Origin of the sequence: Streptomyces sp. NPDC001599 (assembly GCF_042893535.1) — a bacterium.
Lineage (GTDB): Bacteria > Actinomycetota > Actinomycetes > Streptomycetales > Streptomycetaceae > Streptomyces.
This window is the reverse complement of record NZ_JBIAVA010000009.1, coordinates 123,466-139,654: the sequence shown is the minus strand read 5'-3', so window position 1 is coordinate 139,654 and position 16,189 is coordinate 123,466. Positions and strand designations below refer to the sequence as shown.

At 73.9% G+C, this 16,189-nt stretch carries 18 protein-coding genes; 12 read left to right on the top strand and 6 right to left on the bottom strand.

Features of this window, described 5'->3' with window-relative positions; translation table 11 throughout:
- Window positions 1–13: 13 nt before the first annotated feature.
- Window positions 14–1,141, bottom strand: coding sequence for an 8-amino-7-oxononanoate synthase (locus tag ACFYZ3_RS23335; RefSeq protein ID WP_388520930.1), 1,128 nt, complete (start codon window positions 1,139–1,141; stop codon window positions 14–16).
- A 150-nt stretch (window positions 1,142–1,291) separates the two neighbouring features.
- Here ACFYZ3_RS23335 and bioB point away from each other — a divergent pair, with 150 nt between their 5' ends.
- The 4 genes from bioB to ACFYZ3_RS23315 all read left to right on the top strand — a co-directional run bounded on the left by bioB (window position 1,292) and on the right by ACFYZ3_RS23315 (window position 5,296).
- A complete protein-coding gene (gene bioB, locus ACFYZ3_RS23330) occupies window positions 1,292–2,521 on the top strand; it encodes a biotin synthase BioB (RefSeq protein ID WP_388520927.1) in 1,230 nt (409 codons plus the stop codon).
- Complete coding sequence (locus tag ACFYZ3_RS23325) at window positions 2,514–3,800, top strand: adenosylmethionine--8-amino-7-oxononanoate transaminase (protein WP_388520924.1); 1,287 nt, start codon at window positions 2,514–2,516, stop codon at window positions 3,798–3,800. Before bioB ends, ACFYZ3_RS23325 begins: the two co-directional genes overlap by 8 nt.
- Window position 3,801: 1 nt before the next feature.
- Window positions 3,802–4,518, top strand: coding sequence for a dethiobiotin synthase (bioD, locus tag ACFYZ3_RS23320; RefSeq protein WP_388520921.1), 717 nt, complete (start codon window positions 3,802–3,804; stop codon window positions 4,516–4,518).
- A gap of 100 nt (window positions 4,519–4,618) precedes the next feature.
- On the top strand, window positions 4,619–5,296 hold the full coding sequence (locus ACFYZ3_RS23315; RefSeq protein ID WP_388520918.1) for a class I SAM-dependent methyltransferase: 678 nt from the start codon (window positions 4,619–4,621) through the stop codon (window positions 5,294–5,296).
- 21 nt (window positions 5,297–5,317) lie between these two features.
- On the opposite strand, the gene ACFYZ3_RS23310 is transcribed toward ACFYZ3_RS23315, so the two are convergent.
- Both ACFYZ3_RS23310 and ACFYZ3_RS23305 read right to left on the bottom strand, forming a co-directional pair.
- Window positions 5,318–5,692 (bottom strand): fic family toxin-antitoxin system, toxin component, encoded by a 375-nt coding sequence (locus ACFYZ3_RS23310; RefSeq protein WP_356868064.1) that lies wholly within the window; start codon window positions 5,690–5,692, stop codon window positions 5,318–5,320.
- A 19-nt stretch (window positions 5,693–5,711) separates the two neighbouring features.
- Window positions 5,712–5,939, bottom strand: a complete 228-nt coding sequence (locus ACFYZ3_RS23305) for a toxin-antitoxin system HicB family antitoxin (protein ID WP_388520915.1) — start codon at window positions 5,937–5,939, stop codon at window positions 5,712–5,714.
- Window positions 5,940–6,045: 106 nt separating this feature from the next.
- Here ACFYZ3_RS23305 and ACFYZ3_RS23300 point away from each other — a divergent pair, with 106 nt between their 5' ends.
- The 6 genes from ACFYZ3_RS23300 (at window position 6,046) to mug (ending at window position 11,972) form a co-directional block, all read left to right on the top strand.
- Window positions 6,046–6,471, top strand: a complete 426-nt coding sequence (locus tag ACFYZ3_RS23300) for a GNAT family N-acetyltransferase (protein WP_388520912.1) — start codon at window positions 6,046–6,048, stop codon at window positions 6,469–6,471.
- An 82-nt stretch (window positions 6,472–6,553) separates the two neighbouring features.
- Window positions 6,554–7,969 carry a hemolysin family protein gene (locus ACFYZ3_RS23295; RefSeq protein WP_388520910.1) on the top strand — a complete coding sequence of 472 codons (1,416 nt, stop codon included), beginning with the start codon at window positions 6,554–6,556 and terminating at the stop codon, window positions 7,967–7,969.
- Window positions 7,966–8,979: a hemolysin family protein gene (locus ACFYZ3_RS23290; protein ID WP_388520908.1), complete on the top strand. Its 1,014-nt coding sequence runs from the start codon at window positions 7,966–7,968 to the stop codon at window positions 8,977–8,979. Before ACFYZ3_RS23295 ends, ACFYZ3_RS23290 begins: the two co-directional genes overlap by 4 nt.
- A 110-nt stretch (window positions 8,980–9,089) precedes the next feature.
- Window positions 9,090–9,872, top strand: a complete 783-nt coding sequence (locus ACFYZ3_RS23285; protein ID WP_388520905.1) for an SGNH/GDSL hydrolase family protein — start codon at window positions 9,090–9,092, stop codon at window positions 9,870–9,872.
- 85 nt (window positions 9,873–9,957) lie between these two features.
- Complete coding sequence (gene purB / locus ACFYZ3_RS23280; protein ID WP_388520903.1) at window positions 9,958–11,400, top strand: adenylosuccinate lyase; 1,443 nt, start codon at window positions 9,958–9,960, stop codon at window positions 11,398–11,400.
- A 20-nt stretch (window positions 11,401–11,420) separates the two neighbouring features.
- Window positions 11,421–11,972: a G/U mismatch-specific DNA glycosylase gene (gene mug, locus ACFYZ3_RS23275; RefSeq protein WP_388521504.1), complete on the top strand. Its 552-nt coding sequence runs from the start codon at window positions 11,421–11,423 to the stop codon at window positions 11,970–11,972.
- 13 nt (window positions 11,973–11,985) lie between these two features.
- Here the strand turns inward: mug and ACFYZ3_RS23270 are convergent, their stop codons facing one another.
- From ACFYZ3_RS23270 to ACFYZ3_RS23260, 3 genes are all read right to left on the bottom strand, one after another.
- Window positions 11,986–12,426, bottom strand: a complete 441-nt coding sequence (locus ACFYZ3_RS23270) for a hypothetical protein (RefSeq protein WP_388520900.1) — start codon at window positions 12,424–12,426, stop codon at window positions 11,986–11,988.
- A 66-nt stretch (window positions 12,427–12,492) separates the two neighbouring features.
- On the bottom strand, window positions 12,493–13,218 hold the full coding sequence (locus tag ACFYZ3_RS23265; RefSeq protein WP_388520898.1) for an ABC transporter permease: 726 nt from the start codon (window positions 13,216–13,218) through the stop codon (window positions 12,493–12,495).
- Between the two features lie 2 nt (window positions 13,219–13,220).
- A complete protein-coding gene (locus ACFYZ3_RS23260) occupies window positions 13,221–14,159 on the bottom strand; it encodes an ABC transporter ATP-binding protein (protein WP_388520895.1) in 939 nt (312 codons plus the stop codon).
- A 108-nt stretch (window positions 14,160–14,267) separates the two neighbouring features.
- Between ACFYZ3_RS23260 and ACFYZ3_RS23255 the strand changes: the two genes are divergently transcribed.
- Together ACFYZ3_RS23255 and ACFYZ3_RS23250 are read left to right on the top strand one after the other, a co-directional pair.
- On the top strand, window positions 14,268–15,422 hold the full coding sequence (locus ACFYZ3_RS23255) for a sensor histidine kinase (RefSeq protein ID WP_388520892.1): 1,155 nt from the start codon (window positions 14,268–14,270) through the stop codon (window positions 15,420–15,422).
- A 14-nt stretch (window positions 15,423–15,436) separates the two neighbouring features.
- A complete protein-coding gene (locus ACFYZ3_RS23250; RefSeq protein WP_388520889.1) occupies window positions 15,437–16,099 on the top strand; it encodes a response regulator in 663 nt (220 codons plus the stop codon).
- Window positions 16,100–16,189: the final 90 nt, after the last annotated feature.

Here is a 16,189-nt window from a genome sequence, read left to right as displayed (position 1 = left end):
GTGTCCCGCCGACTCATGGCCGCGTTTCGCCGATCACCCGTACAGCGCGCTCGATCTGTTCCCGGGAGAGGTCCCCGCGGGCGGTCAGCCTGAGCCGTGAGATGCCGTCGGGCACCGAAGGAGGGCGGAAGCAGCCCACGGACAGGCCGGCCGCCCGGCAGTCGGCCGCCCACCGCACGGCCTCCTCCGGGGAGGGTGCGCGCACCGAGACGACCGCGGCGTCCGGACGCACCGCGTCCAGACCCGCGGCGGTCAGGCGTTCGTGCAGTTCGGCGGCGACGGCACGGGCCCGCGCCGCCCGCTCCGGCTCGCGGACGACCAGCCTGAGCGCCGCGAGGGCCGCCCCGGCGGCGGCGGGGGCGAGTCCCGTGTCGAAGATGAATGTGCGGGCCGCGTTCACCAGGTGGTCGACGACCCGGGCGGGGCCCAGCACGGCGCCGCCCTGGGCGCCGAGCGACTTGGACAGCGTGACGGTCGCGACGACGTCGTCGCGGCCCGCGAGGCCCGCCGCATGCGGGGCGCCCCGGCCGCCGTCGCCGAGGACGCCCAGACCGTGGGCGTCGTCGACGACCAGTCCGGCCCCGTACGCCCGGCACGCGTCGGCCAGTGCGGCCAGGGGCGCGGCGTCGCCGTCGACCGAGAAGACCGTGTCGGAGACGGCCACGGCGGGTCCGTCGTGCGTCGCCAGTGCCTTGCGCACGGCGTCCGGATCGGCGTGCCCCACCACCTGGGTGGTGCCGCGGGCGAGCCGGCAACCGTCGATCAGCGAGGCGTGGTTGCCCGCGTCGGAGACGACAAGGCTGCCGTGCGGCGCCAGCGCGGTGACCGCGGCGAGGTTGGCCGCGTAGCCGGAGGAGAAGACGAGCGCGGCCTCGAACCCGCAGAACTCTGCCAGTTCCCGCTCGAGTTCGGCGTGCAGCGCGGTCGTGCCGGTCACCAGCCGCGAGCCGGTGGCGCCGCCGCCCCAGGTCCGCGCGGCCGAGGCCGCGCCTTCGACGACCTCCGGGTGCCGGGCGAGACCCAGGTAGTCGTTGCTCGCCAGGTCCAGCAGCGGCGAGGCCGCCGGGCGGGGACGCAGCACCCGTACGAGTCCGGCCTCGCGGCGTACCCGGTCCTGCTCCTCGATCCAGCCGAACGCCATGGGGCGGCCCTCCGGGGTTTTGTAGGCAATGAACAGACATTAGCGGTCCGGTCACCCCCGCGAGGTGTGGCAATACCCACACGTCGATCTGTCAGTGTTGTGCAAAGTCTCCTTGGCCGCGGACGGCCCCTTAGGACAGGATCGGCTCTCATGGATCTGCTGAACACGCTGGTGGACAAGGGGCTTCGGCGCGAGTCGCCGACCCGCGAGGAGGCGCTCGCCGTCCTCGCCACTTCCGACGACGACCTGCTCGACGTGGTGACCGCGGCCGGAAAGGTGCGCCGCCACTGGTTCGGCCGACGGGTGAAACTCAACTATCTCGTCAACCTCAAGTCGGGCCTGTGCCCCGAGGACTGCTCCTACTGCTCGCAGCGGCTGGGCTCCAAGGCGGAGATCCTCAAGTACACCTGGCTCAAGCCCGACCAGGCCTCGGCGGCCGCCGCGGCCGGAGTGTCCGGGGGCGCCAAACGCGTGTGCCTGGTGGCCAGCGGACGCGGTCCGACCGACCGGGACGTGGACCGCGTCTCGGACACCATCAAGGCCATCAAGGACCAGAACGAGTCCGTGGAGGTCTGCGCCTGCCTCGGGCTGCTCTCCGACGGCCAGGCGGAGCGGCTGCGCGAGGCCGGGGCCGACGCCTACAACCACAACCTCAACACCTCCGAGTCGACGTACGGCGACATCACCACCACGCACACGTACGCCGACCGGGTGGACACCGTGAACAAGGCGCACGCGGCCGGGCTGTCCGCCTGCTCGGGGCTCATCGCGGGCATGGGCGAGAGCGACGAGGACCTGGTCGACGTGGTCTTCTCGCTGCGCGAGCTGGACCCGGACTCGGTGCCGGTCAACTTCCTGATCCCGATGGAGGGCACGCCGCTGGCCAAGGAGTGGCACCTCACCCCGCAGCGGTGCCTGCGCATCCTGGCGATGACGCGGTTCGTCTGCCCGGACGTCGAGGTCCGCATCGCCGGCGGGCGCGAGGTCCATCTGCGCACGATGCAGCCGCTCGCGCTGCACCTGGCCAACTCGATCTTCCTCGGCGACTACCTCACCAGCGAGGGCCAGGCGGGCCACGCGGACCTGGAGATGATCGCGGACGCCGGCTTCGAGGTGGAGGGCGCGGGCGAGGTCACCCTTCCGGAGCACCGCGCATCGGTGCGGGGCGGGGGCTGCGGCTCGCACGAGGGTGGCGGCGGCTGCGGCTCGCACGCGGGCGCCGACGGCGACGCGGGCTGCGGCTCGCACGCCGGTGGTGGAGTGTGCGCCCCCGCGCCCGCGCCCGCGTCCGCGACGCCGCGCCCCGCCGAAGGTCCCCGCACGGACCTGGTGGCGGTACGCCGGCGCGGCGCCGGGACGGACCTCGCGCCCAATGCCTGAGCCCGCGCCGAACGTCGCCGAGCTGCTGGATCTGGACCGGCGGCACGTCTGGCACCCGTACGGGCCCATGCCCGGCCGGCAGGACCCGCTGGTCGTGGAGTCGGCGAGCGGGGTCCGGCTGCGGCCGGCCGACGGCTCAGGCGAACTGGTCGACGGGATGTCGTCCTGGTGGTCGGCGATCCACGGCTACAACCACCCGGTGCTGAACGCGGCCGCGCGCGAGCAGTTGGAGCGGATGAGCCACGTGATGTTCGGCGGGCTCACCCACGAGCCCGCCGTACGGCTGGCGAAGCTCCTTGTCGACATGTCTCCCGAGGGCCTGGAGCACGTGTTCCTCGCCGACTCCGGGTCGGTGTCGGTCGAGGTCGCCGTGAAGATGTGCCTGCAGTACTGGCGCTCGCTCGGCCGCCCCGGCAAGCGCCGCCTGCTCACCTGGCGCGGCGGCTACCACGGCGACACCTGGCAGCCCATGTCGGTGTGCGACCCCGAGGGCGGCATGCACGAGCTGTGGTCCGGCGTCCTGCCGCGCCAGGTCTTCGCGGACGCGCCGCCGGCGGAGTACGAGGAGACGTACGCCGACCACCTGCGGTCGCTGATCGAGCGACACGCCGACGAACTGGCGGCGGTGATCGTGGAGCCGGTGGTGCAGGGCGCGGGCGGGATGCGCTTCCACTCCCCCGCGTATCTGCGGGTGCTGCGCGAGGCGTGCGACGCGCACGGCGTGCTGCTGGTGTTCGACGAGATCGCCACCGGATTCGGGCGCACGGGGGCGTTGTTCGCCGCGGAGCACGCGGCGGTGACGCCGGACGTGATGTGCGTGGGCAAGGCGCTGACCGGCGGTTATCTGACGATGGCGGCCACGCTGTGCACCGCGCGGGTGGCGGACGGCATCTCGCGGGGCGAGGTACCGGTGCTGGCCCACGGGCCGACGTTCATGGGCAATCCGCTGGCCGCGGCCGTGGCGTGCGCGTCGATCGGCCTGCTGCTCGGCCAAGACTGGCGCGCGGAGGTCAGGCGCATCGAGGCGGGTCTCACCGAAGGGCTCGCGCCCGCCGCCGAGCTGCCCGGCGTACGGGACGTGCGGGTGCTCGGCGCGATCGGGGTGGTGCAGCTCGACCGTGCCGTCGACATGCGGGCGGCCACGGAGGCGGCCGTGCGCGAGGGCGTGTGGCTGCGCCCGTTCCGCGACCTGGTCTACACCATGCCGCCGTACGTCACGGGCGACGCGGACGTGGCACGCATCGCCCGCGCGGTGTGCGCGGCGGCACGGGAGGGATGACATGGCGGTACTGGTGATCACGGGCACGGGCACGGAGGTCGGCAAGACGGTCGTGACCGCCGCGGTGGCCGCGGCGGCCCTGGCGGGCGGCCGGACGGTGGCCGTGCTCAAGGCGGCGCAGACGGGCGTCGGGCCGGACGAGGCCGGGGACGCCCGGGAAGTGGCCCGCCTGGCCGGGAACGTGACGGTCGCCGAAGTGGCCAGGTTCCCCGAGCCGTTGGCGCCGGGCACGGCCGCGCGCCGGGCCGGACGGGCACCGGTGCGTCCGTGGGAGGTGGCCGATGCCGCGGCCAAACTGGCCACGGAGCACGATCTCGTGCTGGTCGAGGGCGCGGGCGGACTGCTCGTGCGCTTCGACGCGGAGGGCGGGACGCTGGCGGACGTCGCCGGGCTGCTGGGCGCACCGGTGCTGCTGGTGACGTCGGCGGGGCTGGGCACGCTGAACACCACGGAGCTGACGGCACGCGAGCTGCGTTCCCGGGGGCTGGAGCTGCCCGGGCTGGTGATCGGCAGCTGGCCCGGGGCCCCGGACCTCGCCGCCCGCTGCAACCTCGCGGACCTTCCGGACGTGTCCGGCGCTCCCCTCCTCGGCGCGGTCCCGGCCGGCGCGGCGTCCCTCGCCCCGGCCGCCTTCCGCTCGGCGGCACCGAGCTGGCTGGCCTCGCCCTTGGACGGCACCTGGGACGCGGACACGTTCGGCGACCGGCACGGCCCGTGACCGGCGCCGCGGAAGAGCGAACGTGTGCGGGCCGCGGTGGGTGCGGGACGGCGTGACGGGGGACAATCCCGGTAAGGCGCCGCCTCGTGAGGGAGGTCTCATGCCGCTGCGATCCGCCCGTGCCCGCGGGGTGCCGCGGGACACCGTGCACCATCCGCTGTTCGCCCGGTACTACGCCCGGATCAGTGTGGGCGCCGAGACCCGGATGGGCATGGCCCGCGTGCGCGAACGGCTGCTCGCCGGACTGTCCGGGCGGGTGATCGAGGTCGGCGCGGGCAACGGGCTGAACTTCTCGCACTATCCGGGCACCGTGTCCGAGGTCGTCGCCATCGAACCGGAGCGGGTACTGCGGCAGTTGGCGGTGGAGGCGGCGCTGCGCGCCGAGGTTCCGGTGGACGTGGCGCCGGGCGCGGCGGAGGCCCTGCCGGTCAAGAGCGAGGCCTTCGACGCGGCCGTGGTCTCGCTGGTGCTGTGCAGCGTCCGGGACGTGCCGCGGGCGCTCGCGGAGCTGCGGCGCGTCCTGCGGCCGGGCGGACAGGTGAGGTTCTTCGAGCACGGCCGGGGCGGCGGACGGGCGATGACCTTCACCCAGCGGGCCCTGGACCGGACGCTGTGGCCTCCCCTGTCCGGCGGCTGCCACCTCTCCCGCGAACCGGTGGCCGCGCTGCGGGAGGCGGGGTTCACCCTCGGGCCCTACCGGCAGGTGATGATGCCGGAGCACGGGCCGGCCCTGCCGAGTTCGTACTGCGTCCTGGGCACGGCCTGGCGACCGTCCTGAACAGCGGCGCGACCGGCTCGGTCACCGGCTCCAGCCGCGCAGTTCGTCCGCGATCTCCTCGACCGACGCCTCGCCCTTCTTCACGAGCAGCGCGAGGTCCCGCACCCGCTCCGGCGTGGTGACGACCTCCACCCCGCCGGCGACCAGGTAGGCGTAGGCGACCGCGGAGGCGAACAGCGCGTTGGAGCGTTCCAGCGCCGGGACGTGGATCAGCAGCTGGAGCAGCGCGGCGGCCCGGGCGTGCGGGGTGTCGTAGACGGGGGTGTCGAATATCTCGGCCCGGTGGCGGGCGACGGCCGCGACGAGCGCTCCCCAGTCGGTGACCTGCGGGTCACCGGGAGTGCGCCGCTCGGCGAGCATCAGCAGCCAGGCGAGGTCGATGGTGAGGTCGTTCATCCGGGACGCGTGCGACGGCTCAGCGTCGGCCCTCGCCTGCCTCCTCGGCGAACACCTTCTCGTACTGGCGCATGAAGTCGGCGGCGGCCTCCACGAAGGTGCGGCCCGCCTCGCCGGTGTCCTGCCGGACCAGTTCCTCGATGTAGCGGTTGACGCTCATCCCGCGGGCCAGGGCCTTCTCACGGGCAGCCTGGGCCGTGCCCTCGTCCACCCGCACGTTCAGCTGGGCCTTCCGGGTCTTCGCCATGCCTTGAAGCTAGCGCCGGAACGCTAGCGGCGGCAAGGGCGTGCCGCGCCCGTCCGCATCCCGGAACAACCGCACGGGCGCCCGGCGCTCGTGGTGGGATCGCGGCATGACGGATCTGCTCATACGGCCCGCCGCGCCCGGGGACCTGGACGCCGTGCTGGCCTTCTGGAAGACGGCCGCCGAGGGGACGAGCATCAGCGACGACCGGGACGGCGTGGAGCGTCTGGTGGCGCGCGACCCCGAGGCACTGCTCCTGGCCGAGCGCGAGGGGGAGCTGGTGGGCACGGTGATCGCGGGCTTCGACGGCTGGCGCTGTCATCTGTACCGGCTGGCGGTGCACCCGGACCACCGGCGCCGTGGCATCGGCTCGGCCCTGCTCACGGCTGCCGACGAGCGCTTCGTCCGGCTCGGCGGGCGCCGCGGCGACGCGATGGTGCTGGTGCGCAACGAGCGGGCCCAGCATGCCTGGCGGGCCGCCGGGTACGAGCCGCAGGAGCAGTGGCGGCGCTGGGTGAAGCACCTCACCGACTGAGCGGCCGCGAGGCGAAAGGTTGAAGGCTTGAACATCGGGCGAACCTCCTGGTCCTGGCCGATCATGGATCCGAGGTGACCCGATGACCGAAGTGCTCCTGCTGCTGGTGGCGATCCTGCTCTCCCTCGCGTGCGGCGCCTTCGTCGCGGCCGAGTTCTCGCTGACCACCGTCGAGCGCGGCGAACTGGAGCGCGCGGCGGCGCGGGGCGAGCGGGGCGCGGCGAGCGCCCTCAAGGGCGTACGGAACCTGACCTTCCAGCTCTCCGGCGCCCAGCTCGGCATCACGGTCACCAACCTGGTGGTCGGCATGCTCGCCGAGCCGTCGGTCGCGGCGCTGATCGCGGGGCCGCTGGAGGACCTCGGGGTGTCGCGTTCGGCGGCGTCCTCACTGGCGCTGGTGCTGGGCACCGCCCTGTCGACGGTCTTCCTGATGATCGTCGGGGAGCTGGTGCCGAAGAACTGGGCGATCTCCTCGCCGCTGGCCGTGGCCAAGCGGGTGGGCGGCCCGCAACGCTGGTTCAGCGCGGTCTTCCGGCCCTTCATCACCCATCTGAACAACACCGCCAACCGCGTCGTGCGCCGCTTCGGCGTGGAGCCCGCCGAGGAACTGGCGTCCGCGCGCGGCCCGCAGGAGCTGGCGGCGCTCGCCCGGCACTCGGCCAAGGAGGGAGCGCTGGAGGCCGACACCGCCGAGCTGTTCGTGCGCACCCTGAACCTGGCCGACCTGACGGCGCAGCACGTGATGACCCCGCGCGTCCAGGTCGTGGCCCTCGACGTCCGGGCGACGTGCGAGGACGTGGCGAACGCGACGCGGGCGACCGGGTTGTCCCGGTTCCCGGTCTACCAGGACAGCCTCGACGCCGTGGTCGGGACGGCGCACGTCAAGGACGTCCTGGCGGTGCCGGCCGAGCGGCGGCCCGGGATCCCGGTCGCCGACCTGATGCGCGAGCCGCTGCTGGTCCCCGAGTCGCTGACCGTGGACCGGCTCCTGGACCGGCTCTCCGGGCGGCGCACGATGGCCGTGGTGATCGACGAGTACGGCGGTACGGCCGGGGTGGCCACGCTGGAGGACATCGTCGAGGAGGTGGTCGGCCAGGTGCGGGACGAGCACGATCCGCACGAGACGCCCGACCTCGATCCGGCCGGCACGGACGAAGCGGGGCACGCGCTGTACTGGGCCGACGGCTCCGCGCGCGTGGACCGGCTCGAGCGGCTGGGCCTGCGGGTGCCCGAGGGCCCGTACGAGACGGTCGCGGGGCTGGTGGCGGCCGGACTCGGGCACATCCCCGTCGTCGGCGACAGCCTCGATGTCGCCGGCTGGCGGCTGGACGTCGTGGACGCCACGGGGCGCAGGGCCGCCCGGGTGCTGATGCACGCCCCCGTTGACAACAGAGCCGACGGAGCCGACGGAACCGACGGAACCGACCGGGTCGACGGAGCCGACGCCGCCGAGCCCGGCCCGGGCGGCGGGGAGAACGAAGGGGAGGCCGGCCGGTGACCGCCGTACAGCTGCTGATCGGTCTGGCGACCCTGGTCGTCAACGCGTTCTTCGTGGGCGCCGAGTTCGCGCTGATCTCCGTGCGCCGCAGCCAGGTGGAGCCGTACGCCGAGGAGGGCGACACCCGGGCCAAGCGCGTGCTGTGGGGCCTGGAGCACGTGTCGGCGCTGCTGGCGGCGGCGCAGCTCGGCATCACGCTGTGCACGCTGGTCCTCGGCATCGTCGCGGAACCGGCGATCGCGCACCTGCTGGAGCCGGTGTTCCACGCGGTGGGCGTGCCGTCGGGCGCCGGGCACGCGGTGTCCTTCGTGATCGCCCTGGCGCTGGCGACGTATCTGCACATGCTGCTCGGCGAGATGGTGCCGAAGAACATCGCGCTGGCCGAGCCGGTGCGCAGCGCGCTGATCCTCGGGCCGCCGCTGGTGGCACTGTCCCGGGCACTGCGCCCGGTGATCTTCACGGTCAACGCTTTCGCGAACGGGCTGCTCAAGCTGCTCAGGGTCGAGGCCAAGAACGAGGTGGCGGCGACCTTCACCGACGCGGAGCTGGCGGAGATCGTCAAGGACGCGGGCGAGGCCGGGCTGATCGACGACCGGGCACGGGAGCGGCTGCACGACGCCCTGGAGCTGGGCAGCCGGCCGGTGCGGGACGTGGTGCTGCCGCTGGAGCGCGTCGTCCACGCGCGCGTGGGCATCACCCCGGAGCAGTTGGAACGGCTGTCGGCGCAGTCGGGGTTCTCCCGCTTCCCGGTGGTGGACGACGGGCGGCGGATCGTCGGCTACCTGCACGTGAAGGACGCTCTGGACGCCTCGCCGCGGGACCTGCCGTTCCGGCTGCGGGACATGCGCCCCATCGCCCGGGTGCGCGAGCGCACCCCGCTGGACGACGTGCTCACCGCCATGCGGCGCAGCCGTACGCACCTGGCGGCGGTGCTCGGCTCCGACGGACGGCTGGCGGGTCTGGTGACCATGGAGGACGTGCTGCGGGAGCTGTTCGGGCAACGGACGTGAGCCCGGCGTCCGGCGAGCCCACGGGCCCACGGGCCGTCCGCCGTCGGGGACGACGCCGCCGGAGGGCGACCGACCGGCGGGTATGTGCAGGGGATACCATTTCCGTCGCCATGCAGACGAACCCCGCGTACACCAGTCTCGTCGCCGTCGGCGACTCCTTCACCGAGGGCATGTCGGACCTGCTGCCCGACGGCTCCTACCGCGGCTGGGCCGACCTCCTCGCCACGCGGATGGCGGCCCGCTCCCCCGGCTTCCGGTACGCCAACCTGGCGGTGCGCGGGAAGCTGATCGGACAGATCGTCGACGAGCAGGTGGACGTGGCCGCCGCCATGGGAGCCGACGTGATCACGCTGGTCGGCGGGCTCAACGACACGCTGCGGCCCAAGTGCGACATGGCCCGGGTGCGGGACCTGCTGACCCAGGCCGTGGAGCGGCTCGCCCCGCACTGCGAGCAGCTGGTGCTGATGCGGAGCCCGGGCCGGCAGGGTCCGGTCCTGGAACGGTTCCGGCCGCGCATGGAGGCGCTGTTCGCGGTCATCGACGACCTTGCGAAGCAGCACGGTGCCGTGGTCGTCGACCTCTACTCGGCCCGGTCGCTGGCCGACCCCCGGATGTGGGACGTGGACCGGCTGCACCTGACCGCCGAGGGCCACCGCCGGGTCGCGGAGGCGGTGTGGCAGTCGCTCGGCCACGAGGCCGAGGACCCCGAGTGGGACGCGCCGATCCCGGCGACGACGCCGCCGGGCTGGACGGCGCGCAGGACCGCGGACGTCCGGTTCGCCCGGCAGCACCTGCTGCCCTGGATAGGCCGCAGGCTGACCGGCCGCTCGTCCGGGGACGGCCTGCCGCCCAAGCGCCCGGACCTGCTGCCCTACGAGGACCCGGCGCGGTGATCCCCGGCACCGCGGGCCCTTCGTAGGTTCCGACGAACGGCCCCGCGGCGCCGACCTGCACGAATCGCCAGTAGAATCCGTCCACGTGACTTCCGCTCCCGCCAAGCCCCGCATCCCGAACGTCCTCGCCGGACGCTACGCCTCCGCCGAGCTCGCCACCCTCTGGTCGCCCGAGCACAAGGTGAAGCTCGAGCGGCAGCTCTGGCTCGCCGTGCTGCGGGCCCAGAAGGACCTGGGCATCGAGGTGCCCGACGCCGCGATCGCCGACTACGAGCGCGTCCTGGACCAGGTCGACCTGGCCTCGATCGCCGAGCGCGAGAAGGTCACGCGGCACGACGTGAAGGCGCGGATCGAGGAGTTCAACGACCTCGCCGGGCACGAGCACGTCCACAAGGGCATGACCTCCCGCGACCTGACGGAGAACGTCGAGCAGCTTCAGATCCGGCTCTCGCTGGAGCTGGTCCGGGACCGTTCCGTGGCCGTCCTGGCCCGCCTCGGCAAGCTGGCCGGCGAGTACGCCGAGCTGGTCATGGCCGGCCGCTCGCACAACGTGGCGGCGCAGGCGACGACGCTGGGCAAGCGGTTCGCCACCGCCGCCGACGAGCTGCTCGTGGCGTACGGCCGGGTGGAGGAGCTGCTCGGCCGCTACCCGCTGCGCGGCATCAAGGGCCCGGTCGGCACCGCCCAGGACATGCTGGACCTGCTCGGCGGCGACGCGGGCAAGCTGGCGGACCTGGAGCAGCGGATCGCCGGGCACCTCGGCTTCTCGCAGGCCTTCACCTCGGTGGGCCAGGTCTACCCGCGCTCCCTGGACTACGAGGTCGTCACCGCGCTGGTGCAGCTCGCCGCCGCGCCGTCCTCGCTGGCCAAGACGATCCGGCTGATGGCCGGGCACGAGCTGGTCACCGAGGGCTTCAAGCCCGGCCAGGTCGGCTCGTCCGCGATGCCGCACAAGATGAACACCCGTTCCTGCGAGCGCGTCAACGGCCTGACGGTGATCCTGCGCGGCTACGCCTCGATGACCGGCGAGCTGGCGGGCGACCAGTGGAACGAGGGCGACGTGTCCTGCTCGGTGGTGCGCCGGGTGGCGCTCCCCGACGCCTTCTTCGCGCTGGACGGCCTCCTGGAGACGTTCCTGACCGTGCTCGACGAGTTCGGCGCCTTCCCGGCCGTCGTGGCCCGGGAGCTGGACCGCTACCTGCCGTTCCTGGCCACCACCAAGGTGCTGATGGGCGCGGTGCGGGGCGGTGTGGGCCGCGAGGTCGCGCACGAGGCGATCAAGGAGAACGCGGTCGCCTCCGCGCTGGCCATGCGCGAGCAGGGCGCCGAGCGCAACGAGCTCCTCGACAAGCTGGCCGCCGACGACCGCATCCCGCTGGACCGTGCCGCCCTGGACGCGCTGATGGCCGACAAGCTCTCCTTCACCGGCGCCGCGGCCGACCAGGTCGGTGTCGTCGTCGGCCGGATCGAGGACATCGTCAAGCGGCACCCCCAGGCCGCCGGTTACGCCCCCGGAGCGATCCTCTGACCCGCTTCACCCGGGCCGAGCTGGAGGCCGCCCGCGACCGTCTCGTACCGGACGTCGTCGCGGACGGCCTCCGCGTGCTGTTCTGCGGCATCAACCCCGGTCTGATGACGGCGGTGACCGGCCACCACTTCGCCCGTCCCGGCAACCGCTTCTGGCCGGTCCTGCACCTGTCCGGGTTCACGCCCCGGCTGCTGAAGCCGTCCGAGCAGGACGAGTTGCCGTCGTACGGGCTCGGCATCACGAACGTCGTGGCGCGGGCCAGCGCGCGGGCGGACGAGCTGACCGCCGAGGAGTACCGGGAGGGCGGCCGGCTGCTGGCGCGGAAGGTGGCGCGGCTGCGGCCCGATTGGCTGGCGGTGGTGGGTGTCACCGCGTACCGGGCCGCCTTCGACGAGCCGAAGGCCCGGGTGGGGCCGCAGGAGCGGACGTTCGGGAGCACGCGGGTGTGGGTGCTGCCCAACCCCAGCGGGCTCAACGCCCACTGGACGGCGCAGACGATGGCGCAGGAGTACGCCCGGCTGCGGGAGGCGGCGCACGGCACGGGGGCGCACGGCACGGGGACGCAGGCCTAGGCGTGGGCCGCGGTCACGGTGGTGCCTCCTGCGTGACCACCGCCAGCAGCCGCACCTCGTCCGCCTCGTCGCGGTCGGCGACGGCCACCGCGACCCAGCGGCCGGTGCCCTCGGCCTCCCAGAGACACGCCACCCGCGCACCGGCACTCAGCGCGGCCCACGGCTCGGGTATCTCCTCGCGCTCGGTCCGCAGCAGGACCGTCTGCAGGTTGAAGGGGTCCGTCCGCCCCCAGCGCGTGGCGAGCCGCTCGTAGAGGGCGTCCCGGTCCTTCTCGTACTGCTCGACCGTCGCCGCCCGCTCGCCCGGGTCACGCCCGCGCAGGCCGCGGCTGCTCTCCAGCACCGCCGTGAAGTACCCGGGAGCCGCGGTGCCCCCGCCCGACGGGCCGTGCTCCGCCGGGAAGGGCCGGAAGCACAGCTCGTCGATGAGGGCGAGGTGCCGAGCGATGTTCATGCCTCCAGTAAACCCGCCGCCACTGACAATTGGCGGGGCGTCAGCCGCCCCGCCGGTCGTCCGCGGTCAGGCGTCCCGGCGGCGCAGCCGCCAGAATCCGGCGAGGAGCGCGGCCGCAGTCCACAGCGCGGTCACCGCGAGCCCCGTCCAGGGCCCCAGGGTCCCCTCGTGCGTCTGGTACAGGACGATCTGTCCGGCCTGGTCCGGCAGGAAGTCGGCGGCGGCTCCCGCCGCGTCCCCGATCACGAAGGAGACGATGAGGATGAACGGGATCAGGGTGGACAGGGTGGCCACTCCGCTGCGGAAGAGGGTGGTGAGCCCGGCCGCGAACAGGGCGATGAGCATGAGGTAGCCCCCGCAGCCCACGACGCCGCGGACCTGCTCGCCCGTGCTGAGCCCGTCCGCCGCGGTGCCGAGCACGGCGCGCGACGTCAGCAGTGCCGCGAGTCCGGTGCCGAGCCCCACCAGCAGAACCGGTACGGCGACGACCGTGAGCTTCGCCGCGAACCACCGTCCGCGCTGCGGAACGGCGGCCAGGGAGAGCCGGATCCCGTTGCCGTGGTACTCGGACGACACGGCCAGGGCCCCGTAGGCGATCGCCGCGATCTGGCCGGGCCAGATGCCGGACAGCGCCGTGAACAACGGGTCGAAGTCCGGGTCGGACGTGTCGGAACCGCCGGACAGCGCCGAGAACGCCGTGACGACCACGAACACGGCAGGCAGGGTGCAGGACAGGGAGCGCAGGGTGCGGACCTTGAGCACCTCCGCGCGGAGTACGGGCGTGAACGGCATGGTCAGGCCTCCTGACGCGGTGCGGGTGCGGGTGCGGGCGCGGTGAACTCGGTCTCGGCGGCCGTCAGGTCGAGGTAGGCCTCTTCCAGGGTTCCCTCGTCCGCGGCGAGTTCGAGGACCGGTACGCCCGCGTCGGACAGCGCCCGGCCCACGGCCTCCACGTCGGCGTGGTGCACGGTCCAGTGGCCGTCGGCGTGTTCCACGGCCTCGTGGCCGAGCCGGGTGAGGGCCGTCCGCAGGGCGGCGGCGTCCGAGGTGCGGACGCGAACACGCGGGCGCACTCGCGCGTCGATGAACTCCCGCACCGGGGTGTCGGCGAGGAGCCGACCGCGGCCGAGGACGACGAGGTGGTCGACGAAGGACGCGGTCTCGTTCATCAGGTGGCTGGAGACCAGCACCGTGCGCCCCTCGGCGGCGAGCCCGCGCAGCAGTCCGCGGATCCAGATGATGCCCTCGGGGTCCAGGCCGTTGGAGGGCTCGTCCAGCATCACCACTTCGGGATCGCCCAGCAGCGCGGCGGCGATGCCCAGGCGCTGACGCATGCCCAGGGAGTACGTCTTCACCCGGCGGCGGGCCACCGCGGCGATGCCCGTCTGCTCCATCACCTCGTCGACCCGGCGGGCCGGGATGCGGTTGCTCGCCGCCAGGACGCGCAGGTGGTCCCGTGCGGTGCGTGAACCGTGGGCGCAGTCCGCGTCGAGCAGGGCGCCGACGAGCCGCAGGGGTTCCGCCAGGGCGGCGTAGGGGCGGCCGCCCACGGTCGCGGTCCCGGCGGTCGGCCGGTCGAGGCCGAGGACGAGCCGCATGGTGGTGGACTTCCCGGCGCCGTTGGGGCCGAGGAAGCCGGTGACCCGGCCGGGGCGCACGGTGAAGGAGAGGTCGTCGACGGCTCGTCGGGTGCCGTACTCCTTGGTGAGTTCGCGGACGTCGATGCTGGTCATGGCAACAGCGTGGCGGACCGCACCACGTGGGGGCCTCCCCCGCCGGTGGACGGTGCCTCCCCCGTGCGGGGGAGCCGCGCCGTCGGTGCCGGATGACACGATGACGGGATGGTTCGCCTGCTGCGCCCGCTGGTACGCGGGAGGACGTACACCCGGCTGCTGCACCTGTGGGTGCCGGTGGCCGCGCTCAGCGTGTGGTGGTGGGTCGCACCGGAGCTGCCCTGGGTGCCGCTGCTCGTGCTGGTGCCGGTGGGCCTGATCCCGGCGGTGCGGGTGGGCGAGGTGATGCAGGCCCGGCTGCTGCTGACACCGGACGAGGCGGCGCCGGACTTCGCGTCGCTGCCCGCCACGGCCTGGCGGGACCGCTGGCGGACCGTGCTCTGGCTGGAGGTGAGGACGCTGCTGGGCGGGGTGGCCGCCTACCTCACGATCTGGCTGCCGATCGTTGCGTACGCCCTGGCCGCGCGCACGGTGGGGCACGAGACCGAGGACCTGCCCGCCCTGTCGGGCGAACCGCAGTGGCTGTACGGCCTGCTGGCGCCGCTCCCGCTCCTCGTGCTGTACGCGGTCGTGGTCGGCCTCGGCGAGGTGCTCACCGCCGCCGCCCGGCGACTGCTCGGCCCGTCGGCCGCCGAACGTCTCACGGCCCTCGAGGAGCGCACCGAGCAGCTGCTGGAGCGCACCCGCATCGCCCGCGAGCTGCACGACTCCATCGGCCACGCGCTGACCGTGGCCGTCGTCCAGGCGGGGGCCGCTCGCGCGGCGAACAGCCCGGAGTTCACCGACCGGGCCCTGACGGCGATCGAGGAGACCGGCCGGGCGGCCCTGGAGGACCTGGAGCGGGTGCTCGGGGTGCTGCGGGAGGCGGAGCGGCCCGTGAGCGCCCGGCCGACGCTCACGGACGCCGACCGGCTCCTGGAGTCCGCGCGCGCCTCCGGGGCCAAGGTCGACGCCGAGGTCACGGGTCCGCTGGAGAGCCTGCCGGGCCCGGTCTCCCGGGAGGGCTACCGCATCCTCCAGGAGGCGCTGACCAACGTGCTGCGGCACGCGGGTCCGGTGCCGGCCCTGGTCCATGTCGGGGTCGCGGACGGGACGCTCACCCTGGAGGTGCGCAATCCGCTGCCGGACGACAGGGCCGCCCCGGGCCGCGGGAGCGGTCTGCGCGGCATACGGGAGCGGGCGGCGCTGCTGGGCGGGCGGGCCCGCACGGGGCCGGACGGCGCCGGTGACTGGCAGGTGCGGGTCGAGCTGCCGCTCGGCTGATCTACGCTGGGCGGATGCCGGTCAGAGTGCTCCTCGTCGACGACGAACCCCTGGTGCGCGCCGGTCTGCGGGCCGTGCTGGAGGCGCAGCCGGACATCGAGGTGGTCGGTGAGGCTGCCGACGGGGCGGCGGTCGTCCCGCTGGTGCGGCAGGTGCGGCCGGACGTGGTCGCCATGGACGTCCGGATGCCGCTGCTGGACGGGATCGAGGCCACGCGGGCGCTGCTGCGGACGGTGGCCGACCCGCCGAAGATCCTCGTGGTGACGACCTTCGAGAACGACGAGTACGTGTACGAGGCGCTGCGCGCGGGCGCCGACGGCTTCCTGCTCAAGCGGGCCCGACCGGCCGAGATCGTGCACGCGGTGCGGCTGATCGCCGAGGGCGAGTCCCTGCTGTTCCCCGCCTCGGTGCGGCGGCTGGCCGCCGAGTACGGCGACGGCGGCGGGAACCGCGCGGCCCGCGCCGAGTTGGCACGCGCCCGGCTGACCGAGCGGGAGGGCGAGGTGCTGCGGCTGATGGCGCGGGGGCTGTCGAACGCGGAGATCGCCGCACGGCTGGTGGTCGGCACGGAGACGGTGAAGTCGCACGTGAGCGCCGTACTGGCGAAGCTGGGGGCGCGCGACCGCACCCAGGCGGTGATCACGGCGTACGAGTCGGGGTTCGTGGCGCCCGGCTGAGGGCGCCGCGGGAAGCGGGAACGGCGGACCGGAACTCGCCGGGGTTCGGCGGGCCGAGTACCATCCGGCCCACACGCGCACGAGCTGGGA

What these genes read in the sequence shown, in the direction of transcription:
- ACFYZ3_RS23335 (WP_388520930.1), bottom strand. Translation starts at nt 1,141, where the DNA reads ATGGCGTTCGGCTGGATCGAGGAGCAGGACCGGGTACGCCGCGAGGCC.
- bioB (WP_388520927.1), top strand. Translation starts at nt 1,292, where the DNA reads ATGGATCTGCTGAACACGCTGGTGGACAAGGGGCTTCGGCGCGAGTCG.
- ACFYZ3_RS23325 (WP_388520924.1), top strand. Translation starts at nt 2,514, where the DNA reads ATGCCTGAGCCCGCGCCGAACGTCGCCGAGCTGCTGGATCTGGACCGG.
- bioD (WP_388520921.1), top strand. Translation starts at nt 3,802, where the DNA reads ATGGCGGTACTGGTGATCACGGGCACGGGCACGGAGGTCGGCAAGACG.
- ACFYZ3_RS23315 (WP_388520918.1), top strand. Translation starts at nt 4,619, where the DNA reads ATGCCGCTGCGATCCGCCCGTGCCCGCGGGGTGCCGCGGGACACCGTG.
- ACFYZ3_RS23310 (WP_356868064.1), bottom strand. Translation starts at nt 5,692, where the DNA reads ATGAACGACCTCACCATCGACCTCGCCTGGCTGCTGATGCTCGCCGAG.
- ACFYZ3_RS23305 (WP_388520915.1), bottom strand. Translation starts at nt 5,939, where the DNA reads ATGGCGAAGACCCGGAAGGCCCAGCTGAACGTGCGGGTGGACGAGGGC.
- ACFYZ3_RS23300 (WP_388520912.1), top strand. Translation starts at nt 6,046, where the DNA reads ATGACGGATCTGCTCATACGGCCCGCCGCGCCCGGGGACCTGGACGCC.
- ACFYZ3_RS23295 (WP_388520910.1), top strand. Translation starts at nt 6,554, where the DNA reads ATGACCGAAGTGCTCCTGCTGCTGGTGGCGATCCTGCTCTCCCTCGCG.
- ACFYZ3_RS23285 (WP_388520905.1), top strand. Translation starts at nt 9,090, where the DNA reads ATGCAGACGAACCCCGCGTACACCAGTCTCGTCGCCGTCGGCGACTCC.
- ACFYZ3_RS23270 (WP_388520900.1), bottom strand. Translation starts at nt 12,426, where the DNA reads ATGAACATCGCTCGGCACCTCGCCCTCATCGACGAGCTGTGCTTCCGG.
- ACFYZ3_RS23265 (WP_388520898.1), bottom strand. Translation starts at nt 13,218, where the DNA reads ATGCCGTTCACGCCCGTACTCCGCGCGGAGGTGCTCAAGGTCCGCACC.
- ACFYZ3_RS23260 (WP_388520895.1), bottom strand. Translation starts at nt 14,159, where the DNA reads ATGACCAGCATCGACGTCCGCGAACTCACCAAGGAGTACGGCACCCGA.
- ACFYZ3_RS23255 (WP_388520892.1), top strand. Translation starts at nt 14,268, where the DNA reads ATGGTTCGCCTGCTGCGCCCGCTGGTACGCGGGAGGACGTACACCCGG.
- ACFYZ3_RS23250 (WP_388520889.1), top strand. Translation starts at nt 15,437, where the DNA reads ATGCCGGTCAGAGTGCTCCTCGTCGACGACGAACCCCTGGTGCGCGCC.